The sequence below is a fragment of the Chitinophaga sp. XS-30 genome (assembly GCF_008086345.1).
GTDB lineage: Bacteria > Bacteroidota > Bacteroidia > Chitinophagales > Chitinophagaceae > Chitinophaga.
In genome coordinates this window covers 3,535,627-3,560,822 of sequence record NZ_CP043006.1, presented here as the reverse complement: position 1 = coordinate 3,560,822, position 25,196 = coordinate 3,535,627, and the positions used below count along the sequence as shown (strand labels likewise).

The 25,196-nt window shown below is 53.3% G+C and carries 18 protein-coding genes, 1 tRNA gene and 1 riboswitch; of the genes, 8 read left to right on the top strand and 11 right to left on the bottom strand.

Going from position 1 to position 25,196, the window contains the following annotated elements:
- Positions 1-44: 44 nt before the first annotated feature.
- Positions 45-2,639, bottom strand: a complete 2,595-nt coding sequence (locus FW415_RS14610) for a fibronectin type III domain-containing protein (protein WP_148386303.1) — start codon at positions 2,637-2,639, stop codon at positions 45-47.
- A 197-nt stretch (positions 2,640-2,836) separates the two neighbouring features.
- Here FW415_RS14610 and FW415_RS14605 point away from each other — a divergent pair, with 197 nt between their 5' ends.
- From FW415_RS14605 to FW415_RS14595, 3 genes are all read left to right on the top strand, one after another.
- Positions 2,837-3,058: a hypothetical protein gene (locus tag FW415_RS14605; protein ID WP_148386301.1), complete on the top strand. Its 222-nt coding sequence runs from the start codon at positions 2,837-2,839 to the stop codon at positions 3,056-3,058.
- Between the two features lie 170 nt (positions 3,059-3,228).
- Positions 3,229-3,325, top strand: a riboswitch (TPP riboswitch).
- Between the two features lie 128 nt (positions 3,326-3,453).
- The gene (locus FW415_RS14600) at positions 3,454-4,275 is read left to right on the top strand and encodes a universal stress protein (protein WP_148386299.1); all 822 of its coding nucleotides are present in this window, start codon (positions 3,454-3,456) and stop codon (positions 4,273-4,275) included.
- 48 nt (positions 4,276-4,323) lie between these two features.
- Positions 4,324-6,912, top strand: a complete 2,589-nt coding sequence (locus FW415_RS14595; RefSeq protein ID WP_148386296.1) for a cation-translocating P-type ATPase — start codon at positions 4,324-4,326, stop codon at positions 6,910-6,912.
- A 131-nt stretch (positions 6,913-7,043) separates the two neighbouring features.
- Here the strand turns inward: FW415_RS14595 and FW415_RS14590 are convergent, their stop codons facing one another.
- The 9 genes from FW415_RS14590 to FW415_RS14550 all read right to left on the bottom strand — a co-directional run bounded on the left by FW415_RS14590 (position 7,044) and on the right by FW415_RS14550 (position 17,751).
- Positions 7,044-8,156 carry a glycoside hydrolase family 76 protein gene (locus FW415_RS14590; RefSeq protein ID WP_148386294.1) on the bottom strand — a complete coding sequence of 371 codons (1,113 nt, stop codon included), beginning with the start codon at positions 8,154-8,156 and terminating at the stop codon, positions 7,044-7,046.
- A 38-nt stretch (positions 8,157-8,194) separates the two neighbouring features.
- On the bottom strand, positions 8,195-9,991 hold the full coding sequence (locus tag FW415_RS14585) for a RagB/SusD family nutrient uptake outer membrane protein (RefSeq protein WP_148386292.1): 1,797 nt from the start codon (positions 9,989-9,991) through the stop codon (positions 8,195-8,197).
- A gap of 104 nt (positions 9,992-10,095) precedes the next feature.
- The gene (locus FW415_RS14580) at positions 10,096-13,476 is read right to left on the bottom strand and encodes a TonB-dependent receptor (RefSeq protein ID WP_148386290.1); all 3,381 of its coding nucleotides are present in this window, start codon (positions 13,474-13,476) and stop codon (positions 10,096-10,098) included.
- 55 nt (positions 13,477-13,531) lie between these two features.
- Positions 13,532-14,458 carry a FecR family protein gene (locus FW415_RS14575; protein ID WP_148386288.1) on the bottom strand — a complete coding sequence of 309 codons (927 nt, stop codon included), beginning with the start codon at positions 14,456-14,458 and terminating at the stop codon, positions 13,532-13,534.
- Positions 14,459-14,523: 65 nt separating this feature from the next.
- Positions 14,524-15,126, bottom strand: coding sequence for an RNA polymerase sigma factor (locus FW415_RS14570; RefSeq protein ID WP_148386285.1), 603 nt, complete (start codon positions 15,124-15,126; stop codon positions 14,524-14,526).
- Positions 15,127-15,270: 144 nt separating this feature from the next.
- On the bottom strand, positions 15,271-15,768 hold the full coding sequence (locus FW415_RS14565; RefSeq protein ID WP_210420695.1) for a response regulator transcription factor: 498 nt from the start codon (positions 15,766-15,768) through the stop codon (positions 15,271-15,273).
- A 128-nt stretch (positions 15,769-15,896) separates the two neighbouring features.
- Positions 15,897-16,442, bottom strand: coding sequence for a DUF4199 domain-containing protein (locus FW415_RS14560; protein ID WP_148386283.1), 546 nt, complete (start codon positions 16,440-16,442; stop codon positions 15,897-15,899).
- 162 nt (positions 16,443-16,604) lie between these two features.
- Positions 16,605-16,802 (bottom strand): hypothetical protein, encoded by a 198-nt coding sequence (locus tag FW415_RS14555; RefSeq protein WP_148386281.1) that lies wholly within the window; start codon positions 16,800-16,802, stop codon positions 16,605-16,607.
- Between the two features lie 112 nt (positions 16,803-16,914).
- Positions 16,915-17,751, bottom strand: coding sequence for a metallophosphoesterase (locus FW415_RS14550; RefSeq protein ID WP_148386278.1), 837 nt, complete (start codon positions 17,749-17,751; stop codon positions 16,915-16,917).
- A gap of 162 nt (positions 17,752-17,913) precedes the next feature.
- Here FW415_RS14550 and FW415_RS14545 point away from each other — a divergent pair, with 162 nt between their 5' ends.
- From FW415_RS14545 to FW415_RS14535, 3 genes are read left to right on the top strand one after another with little or no spacing between them, the layout of a single operon-like run.
- Complete coding sequence (locus FW415_RS14545; RefSeq protein WP_148386276.1) at positions 17,914-18,705, top strand: ABC transporter permease; 792 nt, start codon at positions 17,914-17,916, stop codon at positions 18,703-18,705.
- A 1-nt stretch (position 18,706) separates the two neighbouring features.
- Positions 18,707-19,480, top strand: coding sequence for an ABC transporter ATP-binding protein (locus tag FW415_RS14540; protein ID WP_148386273.1), 774 nt, complete (start codon positions 18,707-18,709; stop codon positions 19,478-19,480).
- A 50-nt stretch (positions 19,481-19,530) separates the two neighbouring features.
- A complete protein-coding gene (locus FW415_RS14535; RefSeq protein WP_148386271.1) occupies positions 19,531-20,547 on the top strand; it encodes an MlaD family protein in 1,017 nt (338 codons plus the stop codon).
- 45 nt (positions 20,548-20,592) lie between these two features.
- Here the strand turns inward: FW415_RS14535 and FW415_RS14530 are convergent, their stop codons facing one another.
- The gene (locus tag FW415_RS14530; protein ID WP_148386269.1) at positions 20,593-21,384 is read right to left on the bottom strand and encodes a TerC family protein; all 792 of its coding nucleotides are present in this window, start codon (positions 21,382-21,384) and stop codon (positions 20,593-20,595) included.
- 158 nt (positions 21,385-21,542) lie between these two features.
- Between FW415_RS14530 and FW415_RS14525 the strand changes: the two genes are divergently transcribed.
- Both FW415_RS14525 and FW415_RS14520 read left to right on the top strand, forming a co-directional pair.
- Positions 21,543-24,947, top strand: a complete 3,405-nt coding sequence (locus FW415_RS14525) for a HEAT repeat domain-containing protein (RefSeq protein ID WP_148386266.1) — start codon at positions 21,543-21,545, stop codon at positions 24,945-24,947.
- 120 nt (positions 24,948-25,067) lie between these two features.
- Positions 25,068-25,140: transfer RNA gene (locus FW415_RS14520), tRNA-Lys, on the top strand.
- Positions 25,141-25,196 lie beyond the last annotated feature (56 nt).

Genomic DNA, 25,196 nt, shown 5'->3' with positions numbered 1-25,196 from the left:
GGCGGGGCCAAAGTTCAGCAGGCAGTGCCAAACCCTGCATCCCGCTATCTCCTGGAATTGCTCACAACGATCTTCTCCCTCCGCACGATCTTTCCTTTCACATCGCTCACCGCTACTACATACACCCCATCCGGAAGACCGGCTACGCTCACCGGCACATTGGTACCGGAAACCCGCGATGCCGCCACTTTTGCACCGGACATGGAGTAGATATCCACGTTATACGTCTGTGCCGGATCTGGACTGGTGAAGTACACTGTGCCTGAAGCCGGATTGGGCCGTATCGAAGGCTCCGCCGGCGTGGTCAGTACCGGCGCTTTCATCAGCATCGGGCTGAAAAAAGACGGCTCGGGATAGGTGAAGGGGAAATCGATCTGGGCCTGACGGAACTGCATTTCCAACTGGTCCGTCCAGCCAAAGGCCGTATCGGCATGCCGCTGTACATTGAAATTGGCCGCACCGCTCCAAAAATGTACAAACTCTCCCATGTTCAGCGCTCTTTCATACTTGCCGTTACGCTGGGGGAAATATTCCGCCAGCAACACAAAATACCGGTTGAGGCAGGCGCTGCTGTCCGACTGGCTGTAGATGGGATAGAACCAGTTTTTGAACCATTGGGTGCCGGCTCTCGGAAAATCGTCCACATTATTCATAAAATCGGTGTAAGCGGATTGTTCATCAGCCGTCCAGCCCATGCGTTTGTACACATCATACACAAATATCTCGGCCCATTTGCTGTCTCCCCATATACCGAAGGCCGGAGAGCCATCCACCCCATGCGCGGCAAATTCCACCACATGCCCGATCTCGTGCGTAGTAGCGCCCAGGTTCCAGCCGCTCCTGTCCGTCCACACCCCTCCTACATCGGAAACGTTCCGGTAATCATGGTCTGCGCCGAATACGGTAGCCGGGTGCCCACCGGAGTATGTGGCGCCATGGAATATCAGGTAAAGCGTCGGATCGCTGAAGGTGCCGTAGTTCTCCTTCACATAGCTCCATACACCGGAGAAATCCTCCTGCATCCAGGTAATGGAGGGGCTGACGGCTTCATCATAATACACACTGATCTCGCCATCCTGATACACACGATCCAGCAATTTGTTATGCTGGAACCAGTGTTCCTGCCAGGTTGCGGGCGAAGCGTTCGTTGGCGTGGTGGCCTTTACATGGGCATATGCTGAATTTCCGTAGGCGTTCTCCGCGCGCAGCCGATAGTAATATGTTGTGAAGGGGGAAAGCTCCAGGGAATGGAAACGGGTATTCTGCGGTTTGATCTCCCGGGAATAGTTCCAGTTCAGGCTGTCTGTTGACCTTTCGAGTTTGTAAATCGTTTCATTAACAGCATTATCCGTCCAGTTCAGCACGATCTGGTTGCCGGATACAGCCTGCGCCGTGAACCCGGACGGTGCTGCGGGAGCCGAGGTATTGAGCGTGCCGCTGCCTGTACCGAACAATTCCAGTTCTGTCAGTTGTGTGATGGAACTGCCGCTGTTGGCGGTCACGCGCAAACGGTAATAGGTGTACGAATTTGTATTCGGGAAACTGAACAGCCGCCGTTGCCGCCTGCCGGTGAATTTATGCCCGGTCTGGGTATTGAGCATTGTCCAGCTCGTGCCGTCCGTTGAACCTTCGAACGTCCAGTTCCTCGGGTCGCGGTCCGGCGCATCATTTCCCGAAACGATGGCATACTGGCTCACCACCGCACCGGCGGGCAGGTAAAACCGCATCCAGGTAGTGCTGGCCCACGCCAGGTATTTGCTGTAAAGATCGTTGTCGATAAGCTTTGCGATGCCCTCCCCGCCGGTTGTATTGTGTTGATCGCTGATCACACCTTCCGTAAAATCGGTGATATCTGCCAACACCGGTGCGCCGGTAGTGATCACGCTCGCGGAAGCGGTGGCTGCGGAAGTGCCTGCGGCATTCTGGGCCCTCACACGGTAGATATAGGGCGCGGACGCACTGAGGTTGCTGTCCGTGTACTGCTGCACATTCGCTGCGGTGACCACGGCAGTCTGAAACGCAACACCATCCATACTGCGCTCGATCACAAAACCGGTTTCATTGGTAGAATTGTCCGTCCAGCTGAGGCTGACCCGCTGGCCGGATAAAGCGGTGGCGGACAGATCATCCGGTGCTGTGGCCACTCCCGTGGCCCAAAGCTCCCATTCCGCCAGCTGGGTATCCACGCTGCCGTTGTTGCCGGTGATATTCAGCCGGTAGTGCAGGTAACTCACGGAATTGGAAAAGGGAAAGGTGCGCGTCTGCAAACGTGCGGTGAACAACTGGTTCGTCTGGGTGTTAAGCACCGTCCAGCTGCTGCCGTCATTGGAGCCTTCCAGCGTCCAGTTCTTCGGGTCACGGTCCGCATGATCATTCCCGGAGGTAAGCGTGTACTGGTTAACGATGGCGGGGTAAGCGGACTGGTAGCGGATCCATAAAGCGGTTTGGCCGCCGGTGAAATACTTGGTGCTCACGCTGTTGTCTATCACCCTGGGATAGTTCTCGTTCGCATTGGTGTTATTGTACTGCGCGGTAAGGATACCGCCGTTGTCCGTAATGTCCGCCTGCGCGGAAGCCTGCATAACGCCGCATAGCAGCATAGCGCAGCAGGCAGTGCTCTGTAAAATTTTCAGGTTCATAAAAACGGGTTTTAATGAAGTGATGATGGAATAGGGCAACACGGGTTCAACAATCTCATGCTGCTATAATTTCCTGAAATTTCCGGGTCAGCGTTGTCAACAGAAAGCAAACAGATTGTTAACAGAACTTAAACCGGCGGCTAAATTATTGGGATACAGGCACAATGATTGCGACATTGTCAGCAAAACCTTGTCAGATGCGTACATTCCATATCAGTTATCATCAGCACGACGTAAAAGTAGAGCAACAGGAGGAAGCGCTTTTCACGGTGCATTTACCCGATTTTACCATGCGCTTGCAACTCCGGCAGGATAATGAAGGGGCGAATCACTGGTTTGAAGAGAACCGTGACAATGAAACGGCAGAAACCCGGGGTATCGGGCAGGCGATAGAAACCTATCTGGCCAAAAGCAACTAACTCCGCTGTCTTCCGAGGCGGCATAATGGGTATTTTTATCGCCGGATGTGGAAAATATTGCATGGCTGCGTCACTCATTGCATTTTCCCGGAATATTTACCGGGCGGTAAATCTGCCTTCTGTCTAACAACCATATTTCCGGCATTATTCTTCGATATATTCAGACAGAAGTTTCTTGAAAGGGGTGGTCCTGAAGAAGGATCTGAGAACAAACCCACATTACCTGATCTGGATAATTCCAGCGTAGGAAAAAAAGAAACATCTGAAGAGGTTGTCTCAACAGAGGCGGCCTCTTTTTTTATACTGCAGGAATAAAAATAAACACCGGGGCGCAATGGTGATAAGGTCTACCTTTGTAGCAATCCATCTGACCCGTAAAAAGTAAATATGAACTGATGAAATCTATCCTGATCCTTACCGATTTTTCAGATGCCGCATTTCACGCGGCGGAATATGCCTGTGCGCTGGCAACACAGATGCAATGTGAAAAGGTAGTGCTGTACCATGCTTACCGGAGTTTTGTTCCCACAACGGACCTCCCGGTATCCCCGGTGAAAGACAGCGGGCAGCTCGGCCGTGAGAGCCTGCTGCTGCTGGAAAAGCTGGCGGAACGGTTGCAGGGCAAGCTACCTGGGGACACGGAGATCATCCTGCGGACGGACGATGTGGTATTGCCCGAATCGCTGAACGAGATATGCCGGCGGGAAGGAACGGAACTCGTGGCGATGGGTATTACGGGAAAATCCCGCCTGGAAAAGATGCTGATCGGCAGCACGGCGATCGATGTGCTGAAAAGCAGCGATTACCCGGTGCTCCTGGTTCCTCCCGCGGCTTCCATAGCGGCGGTAAAGCATATCATTTTTACCACTGATCTCGATGATACGGCGGAAGACACCCCTCTCCCGCTGCTTGAACAATTGTTCGGGTCCCTGCAGGCGCAGCTGTGGGTATTGAATGTAACACCGCCGGATAAGGGATATGATCCGGAAACGAAAAATCAACTGGCAACGCTTCATGCCTTGCTTGACCGTTTTGCGCCTGCTTATGAATTTATAGATGAACATGATGTTGTGCGGGGTATCATGGGATTTGCGCAACAGAAAGATACTTCCCTGATCGTAATGGTGCATAAAGACCAGGGGTTGTTCCACAGCAGCATTACCCAAAAACTGGCTTACCGGACGCTGACGCCTGTCATTACCTTCCGGCAGCGTTGATGATCGCTGTCATCATCAGGCAGGAATATTGCAGTTAATTTGCGATCAATGAACAGCCGCATGGATACCCTTGAATTTTCCCCTCATCAGCTGCGACCGGATGAACTGGGCAGCCGGTTAAAGACTGATATACGTCATGGCCTCACGGATGACGCTGCCGCAGCGCGCCTGGAAGAATATGGCCCTAACGCCATTGAAAGCCGTGAAAGGATCTCCCCCTGGATGATATTGCTGCATCAGCTTAAAAGCCCGGTAGTGTACCTGTTGCTCGTAGCGGCAGCCATGTCCCTCTTCTTCCGGGAATGGCCGGATGCCATCGCTATCGGCGTGGTGATCCTGCTGAATACGGCCATCGGGTTCATTATGGAGTTACAGGCAGAGCGGTCTATGAAAGCGCTCGAAAAGCTGACACGCCAGGCCGCCAGGGTATTGCGGAACGGGAAACTGAAAGAAGTGCCGGTGGAAGAGATCGTACCGGGGGACATCGCGTTCCTGGAGGCCGGGGACATGGTGGCGGCGGACGGAAGGATCGCCGATGCCACAGACCTTCAGGCGGACGAATCCGCACTCACCGGGGAGTCCGTACCAGCGGAAAAATCCCCTGAGCCCGTGGAAGCGGAAACCCCGCTCGCCGAGCGCACCAATATGGTGTACAAAGGCACTTTCATCAGAAAAGGCAACGCACATGTGGTCATTACCACTACCGGTATGCAAACGGAATTGGGCCATATTGCCACCATGGTGGCCGGTGCGAAAAAAACGGCAACACCGCTGGAGAAGAAACTGGAAGGCTTCAGCAAACGCCTGATCGGCATCACCATTGTGATCGTGCTGCTCATTTTCGTAGCCGGGCTGCTCAATAAGGTACCATTCATGGATATGCTGCAAACCTGCATCGCACTGGCGGTAGCGGCCATACCGGAAGGATTGCCCATTGTGGCCACGCTGGCCCTCGCGCGGGGCATGATGCGGATGGCCCGGCACCAGGTGATCGTCAAAAAACTCTCCGCCGTGGAAACACTGGGCGCCGCCACCATGATCTGCACGGACAAAACCGGCACGCTGACGGAAAACAAAATGGAAGTTACCGCCGTGGTGCTGGATGAAAAAGAAATAGACCCGGAGAACGGAACAGATGATGCGCCCGGGCTTGATCTGCTGCAACGGGTGGCCGTGCTTTGCAACAATGCCTCACTGGAAGGGGAAACCGGCGACCCGCTGGAGCTGAGCCTCCTGCAATTCGCAGGGAGGACCGGCGCCGATATCAGGAAAATGCATGCCGCATTTCATAAAAAAGCAGAAGCGCCCTTTAATTCGGATACCCGGGTGATGGGCACCATCCATCAGGGAGAAAAAGGATATTTCATCTCCGCAAAAGGCGCCACGGAAAACCTGGTGGATTATTGTTCCCATATCTTCCGCCGTGGCGAAACAGCGCCTTTCCCTGATGCGGATAAACAGCGGTGGCTGGATTTGACCGACAAGCTCGCAGCCTCCGGCCTGAAGCCCCTGGCCTTTGCCATGAAGGAAACCGACCGGCAGGAAGATGATTTTATGCAAAACCTGGTGTTCCTGGGGATCGCGGGATTCCTTGATCCTCCGCGTGAAGGTGTGCAACAGGTAATCAGGGAATGTCATACCGCGGGTATCGGCATTATCATGCTCACGGGAGACCATCCCGCCACCGCCGCCAAAATCGCCAGCCAGCTGGGTATCAGCAGCCATGAAAATAACGGCGCTATCAACGGTAAGGATATGGACGGCCAGCGGGACAAATGGCTGCAATCTTCCGTATTTGCGCGCGTCAGCCCCAAACAGAAACTGGACCTTGTGGAAGCGCTGCAACAGCAACATCATATCGTAGCCATGACCGGTGATGGTGTGAATGATGCGCCCGCGCTGAAGAAAGCGGACATCGGCATTGCCATGGGCATACGCGGCACGCAGGTTTCCCAGGAGGTGGCGGATATGATCCTGAAAGATGATGCCTTTTCTTCCATCGTAAAGGCGATCAAACAGGGCCGGATCATTTTCGAGAACATCCGGCGGTTCATCATCTTCCTGCTGTCCTGCAATGTGAGCGAGCTGCTGGTGATCGGGGTGATCGCGCTGCTGAACCTGCCGTTCCAGCTGGCTGCATTGCAGATACTGTTCATCAACCTGGTCACCGATGTGCTGCCTGCAATGGCACTGGGCTTCACGAAAGGCGACAATACGGTGATGCTGAAGAAGCCGAAAGACCCGCGCCAGCCGATCGTTGATAAAAAGCGGTGGATCTCCATCTGGGTATATGCTGCCGTGATCGGCGGCAGCGCAGTGACCGCCGCATTCGCAACAGATGGTGCAACGAACAATGCACTGTTCTTCACACTGATCTTTTCCCAACTGCTGCATTCCTTCAATATGACCACCGGCAGAGAGAAATTCCTTTCCGGCCCGGTGGTCCGCAATACATATCTCTGGTTCGCCAATTTGCTGAGCATCGGCCTGACGCTGCTGGCGCTGACCATTCCTGCCGTAGCAGAAGCCCTGCAACTGGAACAGATGGCATGGCGCAACTGGGGCATTATTGCCCTCTGCAGCGCCGGATCGCTGGTGGTCATACGGTTGCTGAGGAGCCTGAAGATCGTTGCCTGAAACAAAAAAGGAGCTGTACCCAAAGTAATGCCACGGAGAATCGCGTCAGCGAAAATGCGCTCCATCAGCTATCCGGATAAAACCGGTAGCATTACTTTAAATACAGCTCCTTCATGCTGCCTGCACCCGCACTACTCTGCAGGGGGGCAAACCTGCATCAGCATCACAGCGCTGCTGGCCTCGTATGATTGTACCACGCCGCCCGGGCAAGGCACTTTGTAATTCCTGTAAGTGATCCCGCGCGTGGCATCGCGGTTTCCCCAGGCGGTGTTGATATTGTGCCGGACCCAGGGCAGATATTGCGCCTGCCCGCCTTCGTTCACCAGCGTCATCAGGTAATGGCCGAAGATCGCCTTCAGCACACCCTGTTCGTTCCAGTCCCCTTCCGCCGGAAGAATGCCATCGGCATCACACATCACGTTCTTTGTATAATCGGCTGCCTGCTTCGCGTTATCCAGGTAGGACTGCTCTCCCGTAGCTTTGTAGAGCATTACGGCTGCGCCGATGAATGTGCCCTGGTTGTAGGTGTAATCAGACCAGCCTTTGTTGCCGTTGACATTGTTGTCCGCTACCCTTCCCTTTGCGGGGTCGTACAGGTTGGCGAGGCCCCAGCTGTAAATGCTTTTGGCTTTGTCCAGGTAAGCGGTTTCGCCAGTGATGTCATATAAGGTCATGGCAGCGATCACCGTGGGGTAGTTGATGCAGGAATTTTTCCCTGTCTTGTTAAAATCCCACCACATGCCCCCGCCTTCAGCATCATAAGATTCGTCCCATACCCGCTGAAAACCTGCAATGGATGAGGCCAGGTAGTCTTCATTGCCGGTGATCCGGTGCGCACGGGCCAGGGAAATGATCCACCACATCATGTCGTCATGGATGAACCAGACGGTCCTGTTATTCCAGTTGAACTTGTCGTACCGGTTATAACCGCCCTGGTAAACATCTGTGATCATCGCCAGGTGGGCAGGGTCTTTCGTGCGTTTCCAGGTATTCATCACCAGGTCCCAATACACGGCCTGCGTCCATATGGAACCGATATCCTTCCTCTCTGTTGTGGAATAATAGAGCTTGTCTTTCGTACTGTAAAATACGGCGTTGAAAGTATTGAACGCCGCATTGGCATCCTTCGCTGTATAGGATACTACGGGCAGCGGCGGCGGCTCCGGTGAAGGGCCTCCGCCCGTATCGCTTTTGCTGCACGACAGGGAAGCGAAGGCAACCAATAAAAGAAACATCTTTTTCATCCGTCTATTGTTTGAATTTACATCTCTGCAAATCGGGTTTACCAACCCGGGTTCTGTACAAGCTCCCGGTCGTTATTCACATCATTTGATGGTATGGGAAAGAAATAATGCCTTCTGTTGAATACGCGGGTTTCAAACGGTACAACATCCAGAAATTCCGGCATGTCCGATGTGATGTTCAATCCGTATATCGGCCCGTTCTCCGTTTGCTCGGCAATCTTCCATCTGCGCACATCAAAAAAGCGGTTATTCTCGAAAGCCAGTTCCACACGGCGTTCCTTGCGGATCGCTTCGCGCATCTCCGCCTGCCCCACCGGTGCGGGCAATCCGGCGGAACCATACTGCGGGATGCCTGCCCGCTCCCGGATCAGGTTCAGGTATTTCAGGGCATCCGCATTGCCGGGTTCTGCTTCATTGATACATTCGGCATAGCTCAGGTATATTTCAGCAAGGCGGATGAGGATGAGCGTACGCCCGTCCGTATCCCACTTGCCCAGACCCATGGCCTTGCGCACAACGTAACCGGTAGTAGTATAATCACCGCCGCCGGTCTGTTTGCCGGAGTTGCCGGTATTGTTGAAACGGGAGATGATCTCGCCATAATCTTTATTCAGCCAGAGGCTGCCATCAAAAGTGATATTCACATAAAAGCGCGGCTCACGGTTCACCCACTGATTATAGATGTTACGCGCCTCCGTGTCGTATGGTGTCTGAAAATCGGAAAAACCTGTGGCCACGTAGCCCGACTGCGGATCGGTAATGCTCCGGCCATTGTTCATGAAAAATGCGTCCACCATATTCTGGGTAGCGCCCAGGCCGCCGCTGCCTTTTACATCGCGGGAGCTGGCGCCGTTATGATAAGGGGTCAGTTCATATTGACGGGGACCGAGGGAGTTGCCTACCCTCGCGAAGATCACTTCGGAATTCCAGTCCGTGAGGATCACATCGCGGCAGGAAAGATAGGGATCAAAAACACCCTGGGCATTGTTCTTTTTGAACAGGTCATATGTTCCCGGCACAAACTCATTAAGGAAAGCTTTATAGGCATCTGCAGCGTCCTTCCATTTCTGCACGTCATAGGTCTGGCTGATCAGCTGCTTGCCGTCCTTGTTCTTCATATCCGCAAAATCCGTATTCCCGTTGTACAGGGGACTGGCGCCATACATGAGCGCATTGGCGCGGAAAGCGAGGGCCGCACCTTTGGTGATACGGCCGAAGTCCTGATCATTCCTGGGATTCACCGGCAGGTCTGCCGCAGCTTTCTCCAGTTCGGCAGCCACATACGCCACACATTCCTCAAAGGAATTGCGGGGCAGCTGCAGGTCTGCCTCCACCGGGGGCGCTTCTTCCGGCAGAAGAATGATGGGGCCGTAGATGCGCATCAGGTAAAAATAATACATCGCCCGGAGCGCCCTGGCTTCCGCCTTGTATTGAGTGATCAGCGCGGGAGAAAGATCTGTGATGCGATCCGCGTTTTCCATGAATACGCTGGCCGCGCGGATACCGCGATAGAAGTTCCGCCAGTAATCGCCCACGAAACCGGAGCTGGCATCCCAGTTGCCGATATTCACTTCGTTGGACTGTACAAAAGACCATACGTAATCCGCTTCATCGCTGCCGCCGGTCCACAGGCCGCGGTTATTGTCCCCGCCGGGGTTACGCTGGCCGAACTCGTCCGGCACTCTTCTGTACACATCCGCCAGGAATTTACGGGCGGTTTCCCAGGTCCTGAAAGTCTCTTCTATGGTCAGCCGGTCATCCGGCACCTGGTCCAGGAACTTGGAGCAGGAGGAAAATACGGCCAGTGCCAGGAAAGTATATAGTAGCTTTTTCATCCGTGAATATTTATTTTTTACGGGCCGGATGGAACCTTGCTGGTTTCATCCGTGTATGTTTATTTTTCGGGGGTTCGCTCCCCTTTTCCAATGGATCCGCGGGATCAGAACCTGAGGTTCACACCCATGGAAATCGTTCTGATATTTGGATAGGAAGTACCATTATCCGTGTTCAGCTCCGGGTCCCATAACTTGAACTTGCTGAATGTAAGCAGGTTGATGCCTTGCAGGTACACGGAAGAGTTGCGTATGCCGTACCGCTTCAGGAAACTGGATGGCAGGTTGTAGGCCAGCTGCGCGGATTTGAGGCGCATGAAGCTCACGTCCTTCACCCACCAGGAACTGGGTTGTGTATTGTTCTTGTTCTCGGCTTCGCCGTAAGCGAGGCGGGGATAAAAAGCATTGGGGTCCGGGTTCTCCGGCGTCCACCTGTCGGTTGCAATACTGTAGGCATTGGTGAGACCGCCACCGCCGTTGAAGGGAATGATGGCAGATCCCCGCAGCATGCGGTCCGCATCGGAAATCCCCTGGAACAGCAGCCCGATCTGGAAACCTTTATAGCCAACATTGAAACCGAAGCCATACACCAGGGAAGGCACATCTCCCCGGCCGATCCTGGTCATATCATTTGAATTGATCAGCCCATCGCCGTTCAAATCCTTGTATTTGATATCACCTGGTTTGATGAGCTCTTTATCGCCAGGCACCGCGCTGCGGTTGATCTCTTCCTCGGTCTCGAACAATCCTTCCGCAATGTACCCGTAACGCGCCAGCACATTGTTGCCGCGGCGCTCCATCCAGGGATACAACTGCGGGGGAGAATCGTCCTCTACCAGAATATCCTTGTTGTACGTGATGTTGCCCCTCAGGCTCAGGTCCACTTCCCCGATGCGGGTATTGTATTCCAGCGTAGCGTCTATGCCTTTATTATCCACAATGCCGAGGTTGCCGTACTGCTGGTTCTGCAATCCCATAAAATCCACATTGGAAGCACGTCTCAGGAAGATGCCGGTACGATGCTCTTTGAAGAGGTCCACGATCAGGGACAGCCGGTCATTCAGCAAACGGACTTCCATACCGAGGTCCTGCTTGTTGGAAACGGACCATCTCACATTGGTGGCATAACGGTTGATGTTGATGCCGTCCACATTCTCGAACGACTTGCCGAAGCGGTAAGCACCACCGTATGTATCCAGCCTGGTGATGTACAGGAACCTTTCTTCCGCCGTACCAAGCCCGGTGTTACCGTTGGAGTAGCGGAACTTCAGGAAGGATACGGCATTCTTCAGCGGAGCGAAGAACTTTTCATTGGATACCACCCAGGCTACGCCCATGGCCGGGAAAAACCCGAACCGGTCCTGCGGCTCAAACAACTCGGAACCATTGTAGCCGAAATTGAACTCGGCAAAGTAACGGTCGTCATACGAATAAGTAGCCCTGCCGGCCAGGCCGAGTGAACGCTCCGGGATAGAGCTGATGAAATCACCGGCAAGGGCATTGGAATAATCGCTGGTATAGAATAGCGCAAGACCGCCTACCCGGTGTTTGTCAAACGCCCTGTCGTAGTTGATGGCCGTTTCAGTATAGAACTTCCGGCTGGTCCGGCGGTCGCCGCCGTTGTTGTCAAAGTTCAGGTAGTCGTTTCCTGTGAACGTCTTGATCAGGTTCAGGCTGCCATCAGGCTTATATGGGTCGTTCTGATCGGGGAAATAAGTGTCTTCCCTTTTTGAACGGGTGATGTAGTTCTGGTTGTAAGTATCAAAGGCGAACATGGCGGTGGCGGACAGGCCTTTGGTAAGCATATCCAGCTCCTGCGTAGCCCTGATATTGGAAAACAGCTGGTTCCTGAATTCGTTGCGGTATCCGCGGCGGGTAAGGTCCGCATAAGGGTTACGGAAACCGCCATTGGATGACTGGCCGGGCACAAAGCCGCCGGGATACATCACGGGGTATGCTATCGGCGCCGCGTCCATCGCGCTCTGGAAGATATCATGCGTGTTGATGCCCGGATAGTTGCCGTTGGAGAAATATCCCTGCAGGCCCACATCCAGCTTCGTTGTTTTGGTTACCCGCAGGTTCACGTTGGTCGTAAAATTATAGCGGTTGTACTTCAGGGAAGAATTGTATTGTGCCAGGTCATCCGTTTTGAGGAAACCGGTTTCGTTAAAGTAGCCGAGGGACACATAATATTGCGCGTTCTCCACACCGCCGCTGGCGTTGAGGTTGGCGCTGCGGGTATGGCCGTATTTGTTGAACACCGCATCCATCCAGTCCACATTCGGATACAGCAGCGGGTCGGTCCCGTTCTTTGTATTGTCGATGTGCTCCTGGGAGTATTTGGGGTTCTGGTTACGGGTGGTCAATGCTTCGTTGGCGAGATTCATATAGGTGATACCGTCCAGCATCTCGGGTCTTTTGGTAAAGGTGTTCACCCCTTCATTATAATCGAAATAGATCTGGGGTTTGCCCACTTTGCCGGTCTTGGTTTTCAGCAGGATCACGCCATTGGCGCCGCGAACGCCGTACACTGCCGTGCCGGCCGCATCTTTCAGTACGGTAAAGGATTCGATGTCTTCGGGGGAGATATTGTTGATAGAACGTTCCACCCCATCCACGAGGATCAGGGGGCCGGAAGCATTGCCGCCGCCGAAGGTGGAGATGCCGCGGATCCAGATGTCTGCGCTGCCTTTTCCCGGTTCACCGGTACGCTGCACGCCCACTACACCCGCGATCCTGCCCGCAAGCATGGAGGTGATATCCTGTGAAGGCTGTTTGAACTCCGCAGGTTTCACGGTGGATTGCGCACCCACCAGGCTTACCTTGCGCTGGGTACCGAAGCCGATCACTGCGACCTCGTCCAGCGACTGGCTGGCCACTTTCATCTGGATGTTCAGCGTGGTCTGCGTACCTACGGTCACTATCGCGGTTTCGTAGCCGATGAAGCTGAATGCCAGTTTGGCTTCTGGTGATTGCACCAGTATCTTGAATTTGCCCGCCACATCGGTAGAGGTCATGGTGCTGACGCCTTGCACGGCTACGCTTACACCCGGCAGGGGGCTGCCATTCTCGTCCACCACGGTGCCGGACACTACAATATCCGCACGGCCTGCCGCGGGTGCGGGTGGCTGCCCTGCGGCGGCAGCTTTCCGGCTGATCACCACAATGTCGTTCACTTCATCGAAAGCAAGCTGCTTGTTTTGCAACAGGGCTTCCAACACCCTGTCCAGCCGCTCGTTCGAAAAGGAATGTGACCCTGCGGGATAGGAGCGTAACAGCTGTTTGTCATAAGCGAATGTGACTTTTGTGGTCTGATGCAATGCCTGGATGGCAGATTCCAGGGATCCCCCTTTGAGGTTGATGGTGACGTTGGTTTTTTTCAGGATCTGCCCCTGCCCGGCATATACGGGCAGTATGATGGAGGCACTCGTCAGCATGACGATGATAACCAGCACCCTTTTCCTGAGTGTTTTGATCATTTTTTTCATACGTAGTTCAGGCTTAAATGTTATAGCGTAAGTATCGCAGCTGTTTGCACTGCTTTTAGTAGATCAGTATTTGATGGTTATTGTTGACTTTTATTTTCAGGCGGTGAATAGCGGCCAGTACTTCCGCTGCTTTAACAGGTTCCATGGTAGTGGGTAGTTCCGTGGTGTACCGGGTTGCTTTAACGTGGTCTTCCGTGGAAGTGATCTGAATGCCGAAATTCTTTTTCATCAGCACCACCATATCATCAAAAGAAACATCATTGAGTATCAGTTTGCCCTGCTGCCATTCGATCGTACCAGGGGCCAGCACTGCTACGCTGCTGGTGCCCAGCTGCCTGTCATACACCAGTTCCCGGCCTTTTTCGAGGATGTTCACCTTTCCGGCCGCCTTCACGCTCACTTTGCCGGACACTACGCCCACGCTCAGTCTCTGCAGGCCCTCATAGGCGGAAATATTAAAGGATGTGCCCAGTACCGTAGTGGTCAGCGGGCCGCTTTCCACGATAAAGGGCTTTTGGATATCGCCTTTCACATCCACGAATACTTCCCCGTCAAGGATATGGAGTTTCCTTTCGCGGGAGAAATCAGCGGAGATACGGACGGTAGAACCGGCATTGAGCACAAGGCGGGAACCGTCTTCCATTTGTATGGTCCTTTGCTCTCCGTCAGCGGTGCTGATTTGGGTATAGGATGGGGACGGGTTCAGGAGGAAATAGGCGAGACCGCCGATCCCCAGCAGGATCACCGCCGCGGCGGCCCAACGGCTTGCCGTGCGCAGGTAAAAGGATTTAGCAACTGAAATTTGGGGTTGGATATTTTGCCATATTTCCTGGCGGACAAGGCGCTCCTCCTCCGCTCCCATCAACATGACAGGAACCTCGTCGAAGGAATCGTACCAGTTTTCCACTACTTCGCTCTCCTTCTCCGGAGCCTTTCCAAGCAAATACTGCCGGAACAGCTGCTTAATTTTCTTTGCTTCCAATATGCGCGTTTTAATACCTTATCCTGAAAAACAGGGTTTGGTACTAGTCAACAGGAAAAAAAATTTCAAAGGTTTTTGTGGACGTGCAGGAACATATAGGCAAGCATTAATGCCCATTCCCCTGAAGAACTGGCTTGCAGGGAGTTACGTAATCTTTTGAGGGCTTCCGTGAGCTGGTTCTTGACCGTTTGCTCGGACAGGTTGAGTTTTCTGGCAATATCGGGGATGGAGCAGTCGTCTTCCCGGCTCATCCGGAAGATCTGCTGCATCCTGGCCGGCAGACGGCTGACGGCCGATTCGATGGAGGCTTTCAGTTCTTTGGTTTCCAGCGCGTCATTGTTCAGCTGCCCCTCAAGGATATCGAAGATATCCAGCTTTTTGATCTCGGTGGCGGTGAATGCATAATGGCTGATGACGCGGTACTTGATGGCCGTGAAGAGGTAACGGCCGAGGTCCCCTTCCTGGTCCGGCGCTATCTCCTTCCGGCGGCGCCACAGGCTGATCATCACTTCCTGTACCAGGTCTTTTGCCTCATCCTTGTCCACCCGCTGGCAAGCCTTGAGGTACAAAGCCTTCCAGTAGCGATCATACAGCACCTCAAAGGCAGCGGTATCATCCCCTCTTAAAGATCGTAGTAATTCTCCATCGCTGATCTGCTTGTCGTACATTGTCTGCGGAGTGGTTTGGACATTAGTGGTAACGGGCAAAAATAATATTCTTCGTTAATTCCGGGTTTTAATTTTCAATGACTATCCATATATATGCCCGAAATGGAACAACAAGCCATCCGGCAATTTACAGGGCATGGTCCTTCAGGGGATGATCTGCAGCCGCTTCCCTTTTTCTATGGCCTGTGTCCGCCGTTTCACCTCCATTTTTTCAAACAGCCTGGAAGAATGGGTTTTGATCGTGTGAAGGGAAAGGAACAGCCGGGCGGCGATCTCCTGGTTGCTAAGCCCTTCGGCCATCAGCTGCAGCACTTCAAATTCCCTTTTGGTCAGCTGGAGCGCCTGCAGGGCTGTTTCATTCAATATAAACGGCGCACCGTTCTGATGGACAAATACTTCCTTTTCCACCACCACGGTCTCCACTTTCGGCCGGGCCAGCTTCAGCGCCAGCCAGATGCCCAGCGCCGTAAAAATGACCGCGATGGCGCCAATATACAGCTCCATGGCGTTGCCCATGATCACAAAATGCAGCTCCAGCAGGCGCAGCAGGAACAGCAGCAGCGCCAGCGCCACACCATACAGGAAAACAAGTTTGTATTTCGACAGGAAGTTATTGGCCATCATACATCCGGAATAGTTCATTTACGGCCCTTAAATTAGAGAAAATACAGGGAACAGGTGCCGGAGCCCGGCAAAACCGGCCGGCAGACCATAAAAAAGCAGGGCCAGCCTCCCGGCCAGCCCTGTCAATAATTGCGGGGCGCCCTTGCTCAATGGGCTGTGGCGAGGACTTCCCCATCCTTCCGGTTGCGCCTCAATATCCAGGCACAGATCAGGGAAACGGCCAATCCAATCGGGAGGACCTCGAAATAGCTGATCAGCACCACGAAAAGCGGATTCCGGTACATCTCCTTGAAATCGGCCATCTGTACCGCTTTCTTTTCCAGCTCTGCCGCGGTGGCTCCATCCTCCCGGGCCGCATTCATCACATGCGGTATGTACTTGTCCATAAAATCCGGGATGAACACATAGTACTCCACCAGCCATACCAGCACATACATGCTGGAGGCGATCAACGAAATGAACATCCCGATCCTGAAAGCCTTTCCGAAGGTGATCAGGCCACCGTTGAATTTGTCCCGGTAATTCTTTATCCCTACGAAGATCAGGGAGAAAGCGAGAAGCATGGCGGCATACCCGAGCACCATATTTCCCTCGAAATTCTCATTCCGGTAACACATTACCGTAGAGGTCACCATCAGTACGGTGAGGATCAATCCGGAGATCAACCCGAAAACGATCACATTTTTTTTCATATAGATCCGGTTTATAAGTCCGGTTCAAAAATCAACGATTTTCCGGTATTCCGGTTCATACTTTAGGCTGATTTTTAGGCGGATGGTACTTTTGGCTGACCGGTCAGGGGCATTATGAGGTCGATTCCCCCGGAGTATCTGCCGTCATGACCGGTTTTCCTGTTATTTGGACAGGTCATCAAACCGCCTGTCCAGCAGGCATATCAGGAAGTAGGCAATGGCGCTGATGATCAGGGTGTACCCGACAAAGCCGAGGACTACGAAAACATCGTTCCATATCCAGTTATAAGTTGCGGAAAAATAGGAAAGGGACACCAGGATGATTCCCAGCAGAAGGGCAGGTAACAGAAAGATTTTCATAGGATATGTGAGAGATATAATTGACTTGTCTAAAATTAGGCAAGCGCTCCCACTGTTTTTGTAGTTGTATTCCTAAAGTGCTGTAGTAATTTAGCGACTGTCCGTGAACCACTCAGACCGGTATCGTTGTGCTGTTCACCGGCTCATCCTCCCCGGGGTTCACCTGGTAGCTCAGCACTTCCCCGCTCTCCAGCAGCTCTACAATGCGGTAGCCCGTGTAAGGCGTTCCCCAGCTGCCGCCGATATGTGCATCAAAGAAATAATGTTTGCCGTTCTTTTCCTTCATGCCATCCTCTATATGGTCATGCCCGTGGAATACGGCGCGCAGGTTCTGCTGCCGGGAGAACATATCCACCAGTTCCGGGCAGTCGATACCATGCTCCGTCCATTTCACCGGGGTGATATGCATGAATACGAACAGGTGTTTTTTGTTGCGGTAACGTTGCAGCTGTTCTTCCGTCCAGCCGAGATCCGGACAGATATATTTCCCTTTTACATCCGCGGTGTTCAGGATCAGGAAGGCGGCGTCCTCCGTTTCGAAGGCGTGGTGCCAGGGAATACCCCAGGTCTGCTCCCAATCGCTTTCCGGCGCCATATCGTGATTGCCATGCGATACATAATAGGTCATCTTCAACTGGTCCCAGGTCTTCTTCGCCTCCGGCAGGAACCGGCTGTCGTCATGAAAAATATCCCCGTTGATCACGGCGAAATCCAGCCCCCTGCGGCGGCCTTCCCGGTTCAGCCATTTGACCATCTTTTTATGGCTCTCGTAATAGGTGGTTTTGGGTTGCCCGTAATGCCCGTCAGAAGCCAGGGCAAAGCGGAACCGCACCTTTTCCCGGTCCGGCAGGCGAAAACCCACGGGTGAAAAGGACTGCAAAGTATTGCCCGCACCGATGATCACGATGCCTTTCAGGGCCATTTCGAGGAAATCTCTGCGAGTGAGCATAATATGAAGATAATGATTACCGAAATATATGGAATGCTGTTTGATTATAATAGCCCGGGAACAACAGTAAAACAAATGATATGGTTAAATTGTAGTGAAAAAAAGAAACGATCTGACGTAGTTCATCCGGATATTATATTTATTTACCTGTAAAATTGGCAAATGGACAATACAGAACAGCGTGACAAACCGGTTATTTCCAAAAGTGTGGACGTTTTTTTTACCGGGGTTTACAACATTTTCAAGTTCATCGGCCGTTTCTTCAGAGAAGTGATGCTTCCGCCATTCGAGATCAAAGAGTTGATTCGCCAGTGTTACCAGGTCGGATATAAATCCCTGGCGCTCATCAGTTTAACCGGATTTATCACCGGTCTGGTGTTCACGAAGCAATCCCGCCCCTCGCTGGCGGAATTCGGGGCAACCTCCTGGCTGCCTTCCCTGATCGCAATAGCCGTGATCCGGGCGTTGGCCCCGCTGGTAACGGCGCTGATCTGTGCGGGTAAAGTAGGCTCCAGCATAGGGGCCGAACTGGCATCCATGAAGGTAACGGAACAGATCGATGCGATGGAGGTATCGGCCATTAACCCGTTCAAATACCTGGTAGTCACCCGGATACTGGCCTGTACCATCTGTCTGCCTATACTAATGGCCTATACGGCATTGATCGGTATGGCGGGCTCCTACCTCGATGTACACCTGAATGAACAGACCACCCTGGCTGCTTTCCTGCAGAGCGCACTGTCCAACATCTCTTTCCTGGATTTCGCCGCTTCGCTTGGAAAAGCCATCATTTTCGGGTTCACCATCGGCACAGTATCCTCGTACCTGGGATATAATGCCACACAAGGTACCCAAGGTGTGGGGAAAGCTGCCAACGTTTCGGTGGTCATTTCCATGTTCCTGATATTCATTGAAGAGATCATTATTGTTCAACTGGTAAATATGATACGCTGATATGAAAACATTTACACCGGATATCGATTGGGAAGAAAAGGTGATCACCATCAGCGGGCTGTACAAATCCTTTGGGGATAATCATGTATTGCAGGGAGTGGATCTGGACCTTTACAAAGGGGAGAATATCGTTGTGCTGGGGCGTTCCGGTACCGGTAAATCCGTTTTGATCAAGATCATTGCGGGATTGCTGAAGCAGGATGCCGGGACGGTGAATGTGCTGGGGCTGGAAGTGAATAAACTGAACAACCGGGAATTGCGGGAGCTCCGGCTTAAAGTCGGCTTCTGTTTTCAGAATGGTGCGCTGTACGACAGCATGACGGTAGGGGAAAACCTCGCATTCCCCCTTACCCGTAATGAACCGGGCATGAAACGGGAGCAACGCAACAAACGCATTGAGATCGTGCTGGATGCCGTTGGCCTCTCGCAGACCATAGACCAGATGCCGGCGGAGCTGTCCGGCGGGCAAAGGAAACGTATCGGCATCGCCCGCACACTGATCCTCCGGCCGGAGATCATGCTGTACGATGAGCCCACTGCGGGGCTGGACCCCATTACCTGCATCGAGATCAATAACCTGATCAATGAAGTGCAGCGGCGGTTCAAGACCAGCTCTATCATCATCACGCACGATCTCACCTGTGCCAAGGCCACGGGTGACAAAATAGCCGTGCTGAAAGAAGGGCGGTTCATCAAAAAAGGGAATTTTGAAGAGGTCTTTGAATCAGATGATGAGCTGATCAGGGAGTTTTATGATTATAACTTTATACAATAAGCTGTGACGCAGAAGCATTCCATCTGACCCGTAAAAATTAAATATAAGCTATGAAAGGTTCAAGTACTAAGAGAAGCGTTATCGTAGGCATATTCATATTTGTTGGCCTGCTCATATTTGCCGCGGCGATACTGGTATTGGGCGGACAGCGGAAATCCTTCATCCAGTCCGTGCAGGTAAAAGCCCTTTTCAGCGATGTAGGCGGCCTCGCCAAAGGCGATAACATCTGGTTCTCCGGTGTGAAAGTAGGCACTATCAGAAAGATCAGCTTTGTAGACCATAACCGCATTGAAGTGTTGATGGACATCGAAAAAAGCTCCCGGCAGTTCATTCATAAGGATGTGCTGGCGAAAGTAGGTACAGACGGACTCGTGGGCAACAAGATCATCGCCCTGAGCGGAGGCACTGAACAGGCACCGCCCATCGAGGACGGGGATGTGCTGGCCATCGCCAATACCATCAGCAGCGATGAACTGATGAACACCCTGCAGGTGAACAATAAAAACCTCGTGGAGATCACCGGCAACCTGAAGACCATTTCAAAAAGCATCGTAGATGGACAAGGTACCCTTGGCCGGCTGATCAACGACTCTTCCGTGTTTTTAAAACTGGACGAGACGATGGCTTCGCTCAGCCAGACCATGGCCAATACCCGCCTGCTGACAGAAGGCCTGGCCGATTATGCGCAGAAATTGCAGACAAAAGGTTCTCTGGCTAACGACCTGATCAGCGATACCGTTGTTTTCGGCAAACTCCGCAGCACATCGGTACAGCTGGAGGCGGCTTCTCAGGACGCCAATGAAATGATGCGCAACTTCAAAGCCATCAGCGCGGACGTAACTAACAAACTGGGCAGCAGCGAATCCGCCGCAGGCGTGATCCTGAACGACCCCCAGGCAGCGGAAGACCTGAAGGCCACCCTCTCCAACCTGGAAAGCACCACGAAAAAACTGGATATGAATATGGAGGCGCTGCGCAGCAATTTCCTCTTCAGAAGATACTTCAGGAAGCAGGAAAAGGAACAGCAGAAAAAGGAGAAAGACAGTGTAAGGAATGCGGGGAGGTAGGAAAATAACAGGACAGGCATTAAAAACACCTGCCCTGTTTGAACATTATTCTTTATTGGAATCAATATTCTTCGGCTCGGTATTCAGCTTGATATTTTTGGTTCGCCGCCCTCTCAGCCTGATATTCAGGAACTCCACCATCAGCGAGAAGCCCAGGCAGGAGTAAATGATGCTCTTGCTGATCTCCTGGTGAAATCCGCTGGCGATCAGCACCACACCAATAACGACCAGGAAAGACAGTGCCAGCATTTGCAGCGTAGGCTGTTTGTTGATGATCCTCGTCACCGGACCGGCAAATAACATCATGATCACAATGGATACCACCACGGCAATGATCATCACCAGCACATTCTCTACCAGTCCCACCGCCGTCAGGATGGAATCAAAGGAAAAGACGGCATCCACCAGCACGATCTGCAACAGTACGGAGCCCAGGCCGTGAGGCTTACGGGTGCTTTCATGTTTATCTTCCGCATTTTCCTGCAGCTTGTGATGTATCTCCAGGGTGCTTTTAACGATCAGGAAAAGCCCCCCGGCCAGCAAAATGATGTCTTTCCAGCTTAGCGGGATGACCTCTCCGTTCAGCCATTTGAAATTGATCACAGGGTCTTTCAGGCCAATGATCCAGTTGATGCAAAGCAACAGGCCAACCCTGAACACCATTGCCAGGCTCAACCCGATGTTCCGGGCCTTGCGCTGCTGGTGCAATGGCAGTTTCCCTGCTACAATGGAGATAAAAATAATGTTGTCAATGCCCAGCACGATCTCCAGGAAACAGAGGGTCAGCAGGCTTATCCAGACGGACGGATCGGCAAAATCGGGAATAATGAATTCCATGGGTGTTATTTTTCAGTTTTAGCAAGCACAAGATATGCCAGTTCCGGGAATCTGCAATTCCTCCCCTTGCATCCGGCCCTTTTTTATTATATCTTACTCTGATTTTTGGCCAGACAACCCGTTGTGGCCTAAAGCCATGATATCTTCAATCCGTTATAATGAAAAGACTGACTCACCTTGCCTGGGCATCCATCCTGTCCTCCGCAGCGCTCCTTCCGGCTTGCCGGGACCAGGGACCGGCTGATAAAAGGATCAAACAGATGGATTCGACACAAACCGCCCGGATAGCCGCTGCCATCGAATCCGAAGTAAAACCGGAACTGGCGGAAGGCCTCACCGTGAAACTCTGGGGGATCGACTCGCTCGTGATCTCCCCCATTGCCATCGATATCGATGATCATGGAAGGTTGTATTACACCACCACCAACCGGCAAAAGAACTCCGAGTTCGATATCCGGGGGCACCGGGACTGGGAAATACCCTCCATCAGCCTGCAAACGGTGGAAGACAGGCGGGAATTCCTGCGCAAAGAGCTTTCCCCCGAAAACAGCGACAGGAACCGCTGGCTGGCGGACCTCAACGGGGACAGCTCGCACGACTGGCGCGACCTCACCATTGAAACGGAGAACGTCTACCGCCTGGAAGACATTTCCGGTGACGGCGTAGCCGATCTTTCCCAACTGGTGGTGGACGATTTCCATGATGAAGTGACCGATGTGGCCGGCGGTGTGCTGAGCGACGGAGAAGACCTCTACGTAGCCGTAGCGCCCGACCTCTGGAAGATGCGCGACAAGAACAAGGATGGCATCGCAGACGAGAAAACGTCTATCTCTCATGGATATGGCATTCATGTGGGATTCAGCGGTCACGGCATGTCCGGCGTGGAAATGGGCCCGGATGGCCGGATATACTGGCAGATCGGCGATATCGGATTCAACGGCAAAGGTCCCGATGGCCGGAAATGGGAACACCCCAACAGCGGCGTCATCGCCCGTTCCAACCCGGATGGCAGTGACTTCGAGATATTCGCCTATGGCATCCGCAATACCCACGAATTTGTATTTGATGAATACGGCAACCTGATCAGTGAAGACAATGATGGCGACCATCCCGGAGAAAAGGAAAGGCTGGTGTACATCGTGCGGGATTCGGACGCAGGCTGGCGCAGCAACTGGCAATACGGCAAGTACCGCGACCCGGACAACAACACCTACAAAGTATGGATGGATGAAAAGATGTACCTCCCCCGCTTTGAAGGCCAGGCCGCCTATATCACCCCTTGCATCAGCAACTTCGTCAGCGGCCCGGCCGGAATGGTGTACAACCCCGGTACCGCGTTAAGTCCCGAATATAAAAACACATTCTTCATCGCGGAATTTGTAGGCAACCCCTCCAATTCCGGCATACACAGCTTCCGCCTGAACCCGAAAGGCGCCAGCTTCGAGCTGGGTGAGCATAAAAAGATATTGGGCGGCGTACTCGCAACCGGGCTGGATTTCGGTCCCGATGGCGCGCTGTACGTAGCCGACTGGATAGACGGATGGGGCACGCATAATTACGGGCGCATCTGGAAACTCGATCATCAGGACGCATCGGCCATGGCGATACGCAAGGAAGTGCAGACCCTGCTGGCGGCAGATTTCAGCAGCCGCAAGGAAAGCGACCTCGGCAATTTGCTCAAACATGCCGATATGCGGGTGCGGCTCAAGGCACAATTTGAGCTGGTGAAGCGCAAGGACGAAGGCGCTGGTATCTTCCAACAGGCGCTCAGGCAGACAGGCGACCAGCTCGCACGCGTACACGCGATCTGGGGCATCAGCCAGCTGGCACGGCAAGACGCGCAGTATGCCGCTACTCTCCTGCCCCTGTTGAAAGACAATGACCCCGAGATCAGGGCGCAGGCCGCCAAATGGCTGGGAGACATCCGGTATGCCGCAGCCGGCCCCATGCTCGTGCCGCTGCTGAAAGACACCGCCAGCAGGGCGCGTTTCTTTGCCGCGGAGGCCCTGGGCAGAATTAAATTTGAAGGAGCCGTGCAGCCGCTGATCGCCTTCCTGGAAGCGAACAACGATGAAGATGCCTATCTGCGGCATGCCGGTTGTGTGGCATTGGCAGAGATCGGCAAGGCAGAGCCGGTCATCGCCCTCGCCACCAGTCCATCCCGGGCATTGCGGATCGCAGGCGTGGTAACGCTGCGGAGGATGAGCCATCCAGGGATTGCCGTTTTCTTAAATGATACCGATGAATTTGTAGTGACCGAAGCCGCGAGGGCCATCAATGACGACCTTTCCATCAAAGACGCATTACCCGCGCTGGCCGGATTACTGAATACCACTGCGTTCACCAATGAAGCGCTGCTCAGGCGCGCGATCAATGCCAACCTCCGGGTAGGCTCGGATTCCGCGCTGCAGAACGTTGTCAATTATTCCCTGAAAACCGGGGCACCCGATAAAATGCGCGCTGAAGCCATCGAAGTGCTGAGCGTTTGGGCCAAACCCTCCGTGCTGGACCGGGTGGACGGCAGATTGAGAGGCGCTATAGAAAGAGATGCCGCCCTGCTGACCAGCAAATCCGCCGATGCCCTTACGGCGCTGCTGAAAGATCCTGAACTGAGCGTGAGGATCAGCGCGGCGCAAGCCATCAGCAAACTCAAGATCAAACACGCATCCGCCCAGTTGCTGACCGTGCTGAAAACCGACCGGGAAGCCGTTATGCGCGCCGAAGCGCTGAAAGCCCTGGTGGCATTGCAGGCGCCGCAGGTGGAAGAAGCCATCCGCTACGCCCTCTCCGATAAAGAGAAAAATGTGCGGGTGGCCGGACTTGACCTGCTGGAGAAAATGAACATTCCCGCCGAAACGATGGTGGTGCTGCTGAAAGGCGTGATCGCCACAAAAACCATGGAAGAGAAACAGGCCGCCATCCTGGCGCTGGGGAAACTCCCCGTTGCCCAAACGGACCAGGCCTTTACGGAACTACTGGACAATATGGCTTCCGGCAAACTGGGCGCCGATGTGTACCTGGAGCTGGGTGAAGCGATCGACAGCACTCGCTCTGCCCCGTTGATCGCCCGCTACAAGGAGATCAGCAGCAAATTCTCGCCGGATGATCTCCTCGCCTCCTATGCCAGCACCTTGCAGGGCGGAGACCCGAGACATGGAAGACAGCTGTTTTTCCGGAACCAGAACGCGCAGTGTATGAAATGCCATGCGTTTGACGACCGTGGCGGCAATGCCGGGCCGCGCCTGAACGGCGTAGCCAGACGCCTCACCCGCGAACAGATACTGGAATCGCTCATCTCCCCCAGTGCGCGCCTCGCGCCGGGATTCGGCATGGTATCCCTGGAATTGAAGGATGGGGAAAAACTCACCGGCGTATTGCAGGGAGAAACCGCCACCGGCCTGAAACTGAAAGCCGGTACGGAAGCAGACCGGGTGATCCCAAATGCGCAGATCGTAAAAAAGACGTATTTCCCTTCGAGCATGCCGGATATGAAGGCGCTACTGTCCAAGAAGGAGATCAGGGATCTGGTGGCTTTTCTGGGAGAGTTGAAGGAGGATAATTAGTTGATTGAACAATGCTGCCGTTGCCGGGAAAATCACTTCCCGGCAACGGTTATAAAGGCTGAAAATTTAATTTTTTTGCTTACTTTCGTGCGCCCGGGTTGGAAACGGTCCGGGATTTCAGACTCTGTAGCTCAGTTGGTAGAGCAGCTGACTCTTAATCAGCGGGTCTAGGGTTCGAGTCCCTACAGGGTCACAAAACGCCTCTCATGATGAATGAGGGGCGTTTTGTACTTAGACGGGATTCGAACG

Bases quoted from the DNA above. Each gene is read 5' to 3' on its own strand.
- FW415_RS14565 (WP_210420695.1), bottom strand. From the start codon at position 15,768: ATGAACTATTCCGGATGTATGATGGCCAATAACTTCCTGTCGAAATAC.
- FW415_RS14525 (WP_148386266.1), top strand. From the start codon at position 21,543: ATGAAAAGACTGACTCACCTTGCCTGGGCATCCATCCTGTCCTCCGCA.
- FW415_RS14555 (WP_148386281.1), bottom strand. From the start codon at position 16,802: ATGAAAATCTTTCTGTTACCTGCCCTTCTGCTGGGAATCATCCTGGTG.
- FW415_RS14550 (WP_148386278.1), bottom strand. From the start codon at position 17,751: ATGCTCACTCGCAGAGATTTCCTCGAAATGGCCCTGAAAGGCATCGTG.
- FW415_RS14585 (WP_148386292.1), bottom strand. From the start codon at position 9,991: ATGAAAAAGCTACTATATACTTTCCTGGCACTGGCCGTATTTTCCTCC.
- FW415_RS14540 (WP_148386273.1), top strand. From the start codon at position 18,707: ATGAAAACATTTACACCGGATATCGATTGGGAAGAAAAGGTGATCACC.
- FW415_RS14570 (WP_148386285.1), bottom strand. From the start codon at position 15,126: ATGTACGACAAGCAGATCAGCGATGGAGAATTACTACGATCTTTAAGA.
- FW415_RS14560 (WP_148386283.1), bottom strand. From the start codon at position 16,442: ATGAAAAAAAATGTGATCGTTTTCGGGTTGATCTCCGGATTGATCCTC.
- FW415_RS14600 (WP_148386299.1), top strand. From the start codon at position 3,454: ATGAAATCTATCCTGATCCTTACCGATTTTTCAGATGCCGCATTTCAC.
- FW415_RS14545 (WP_148386276.1), top strand. From the start codon at position 17,914: ATGGACAATACAGAACAGCGTGACAAACCGGTTATTTCCAAAAGTGTG.
- FW415_RS14610 (WP_148386303.1), bottom strand. From the start codon at position 2,639: ATGAACCTGAAAATTTTACAGAGCACTGCCTGCTGCGCTATGCTGCTA.
- FW415_RS14580 (WP_148386290.1), bottom strand. From the start codon at position 13,476: ATGAAAAAAATGATCAAAACACTCAGGAAAAGGGTGCTGGTTATCATC.
- FW415_RS14595 (WP_148386296.1), top strand. From the start codon at position 4,324: ATGAACAGCCGCATGGATACCCTTGAATTTTCCCCTCATCAGCTGCGA.
- FW415_RS14605 (WP_148386301.1), top strand. From the start codon at position 2,837: ATGCGTACATTCCATATCAGTTATCATCAGCACGACGTAAAAGTAGAG.
- FW415_RS14590 (WP_148386294.1), bottom strand. From the start codon at position 8,156: ATGAAAAAGATGTTTCTTTTATTGGTTGCCTTCGCTTCCCTGTCGTGC.
- FW415_RS14530 (WP_148386269.1), bottom strand. From the start codon at position 21,384: ATGGAATTCATTATTCCCGATTTTGCCGATCCGTCCGTCTGGATAAGC.
- FW415_RS14535 (WP_148386271.1), top strand. From the start codon at position 19,531: ATGAAAGGTTCAAGTACTAAGAGAAGCGTTATCGTAGGCATATTCATA.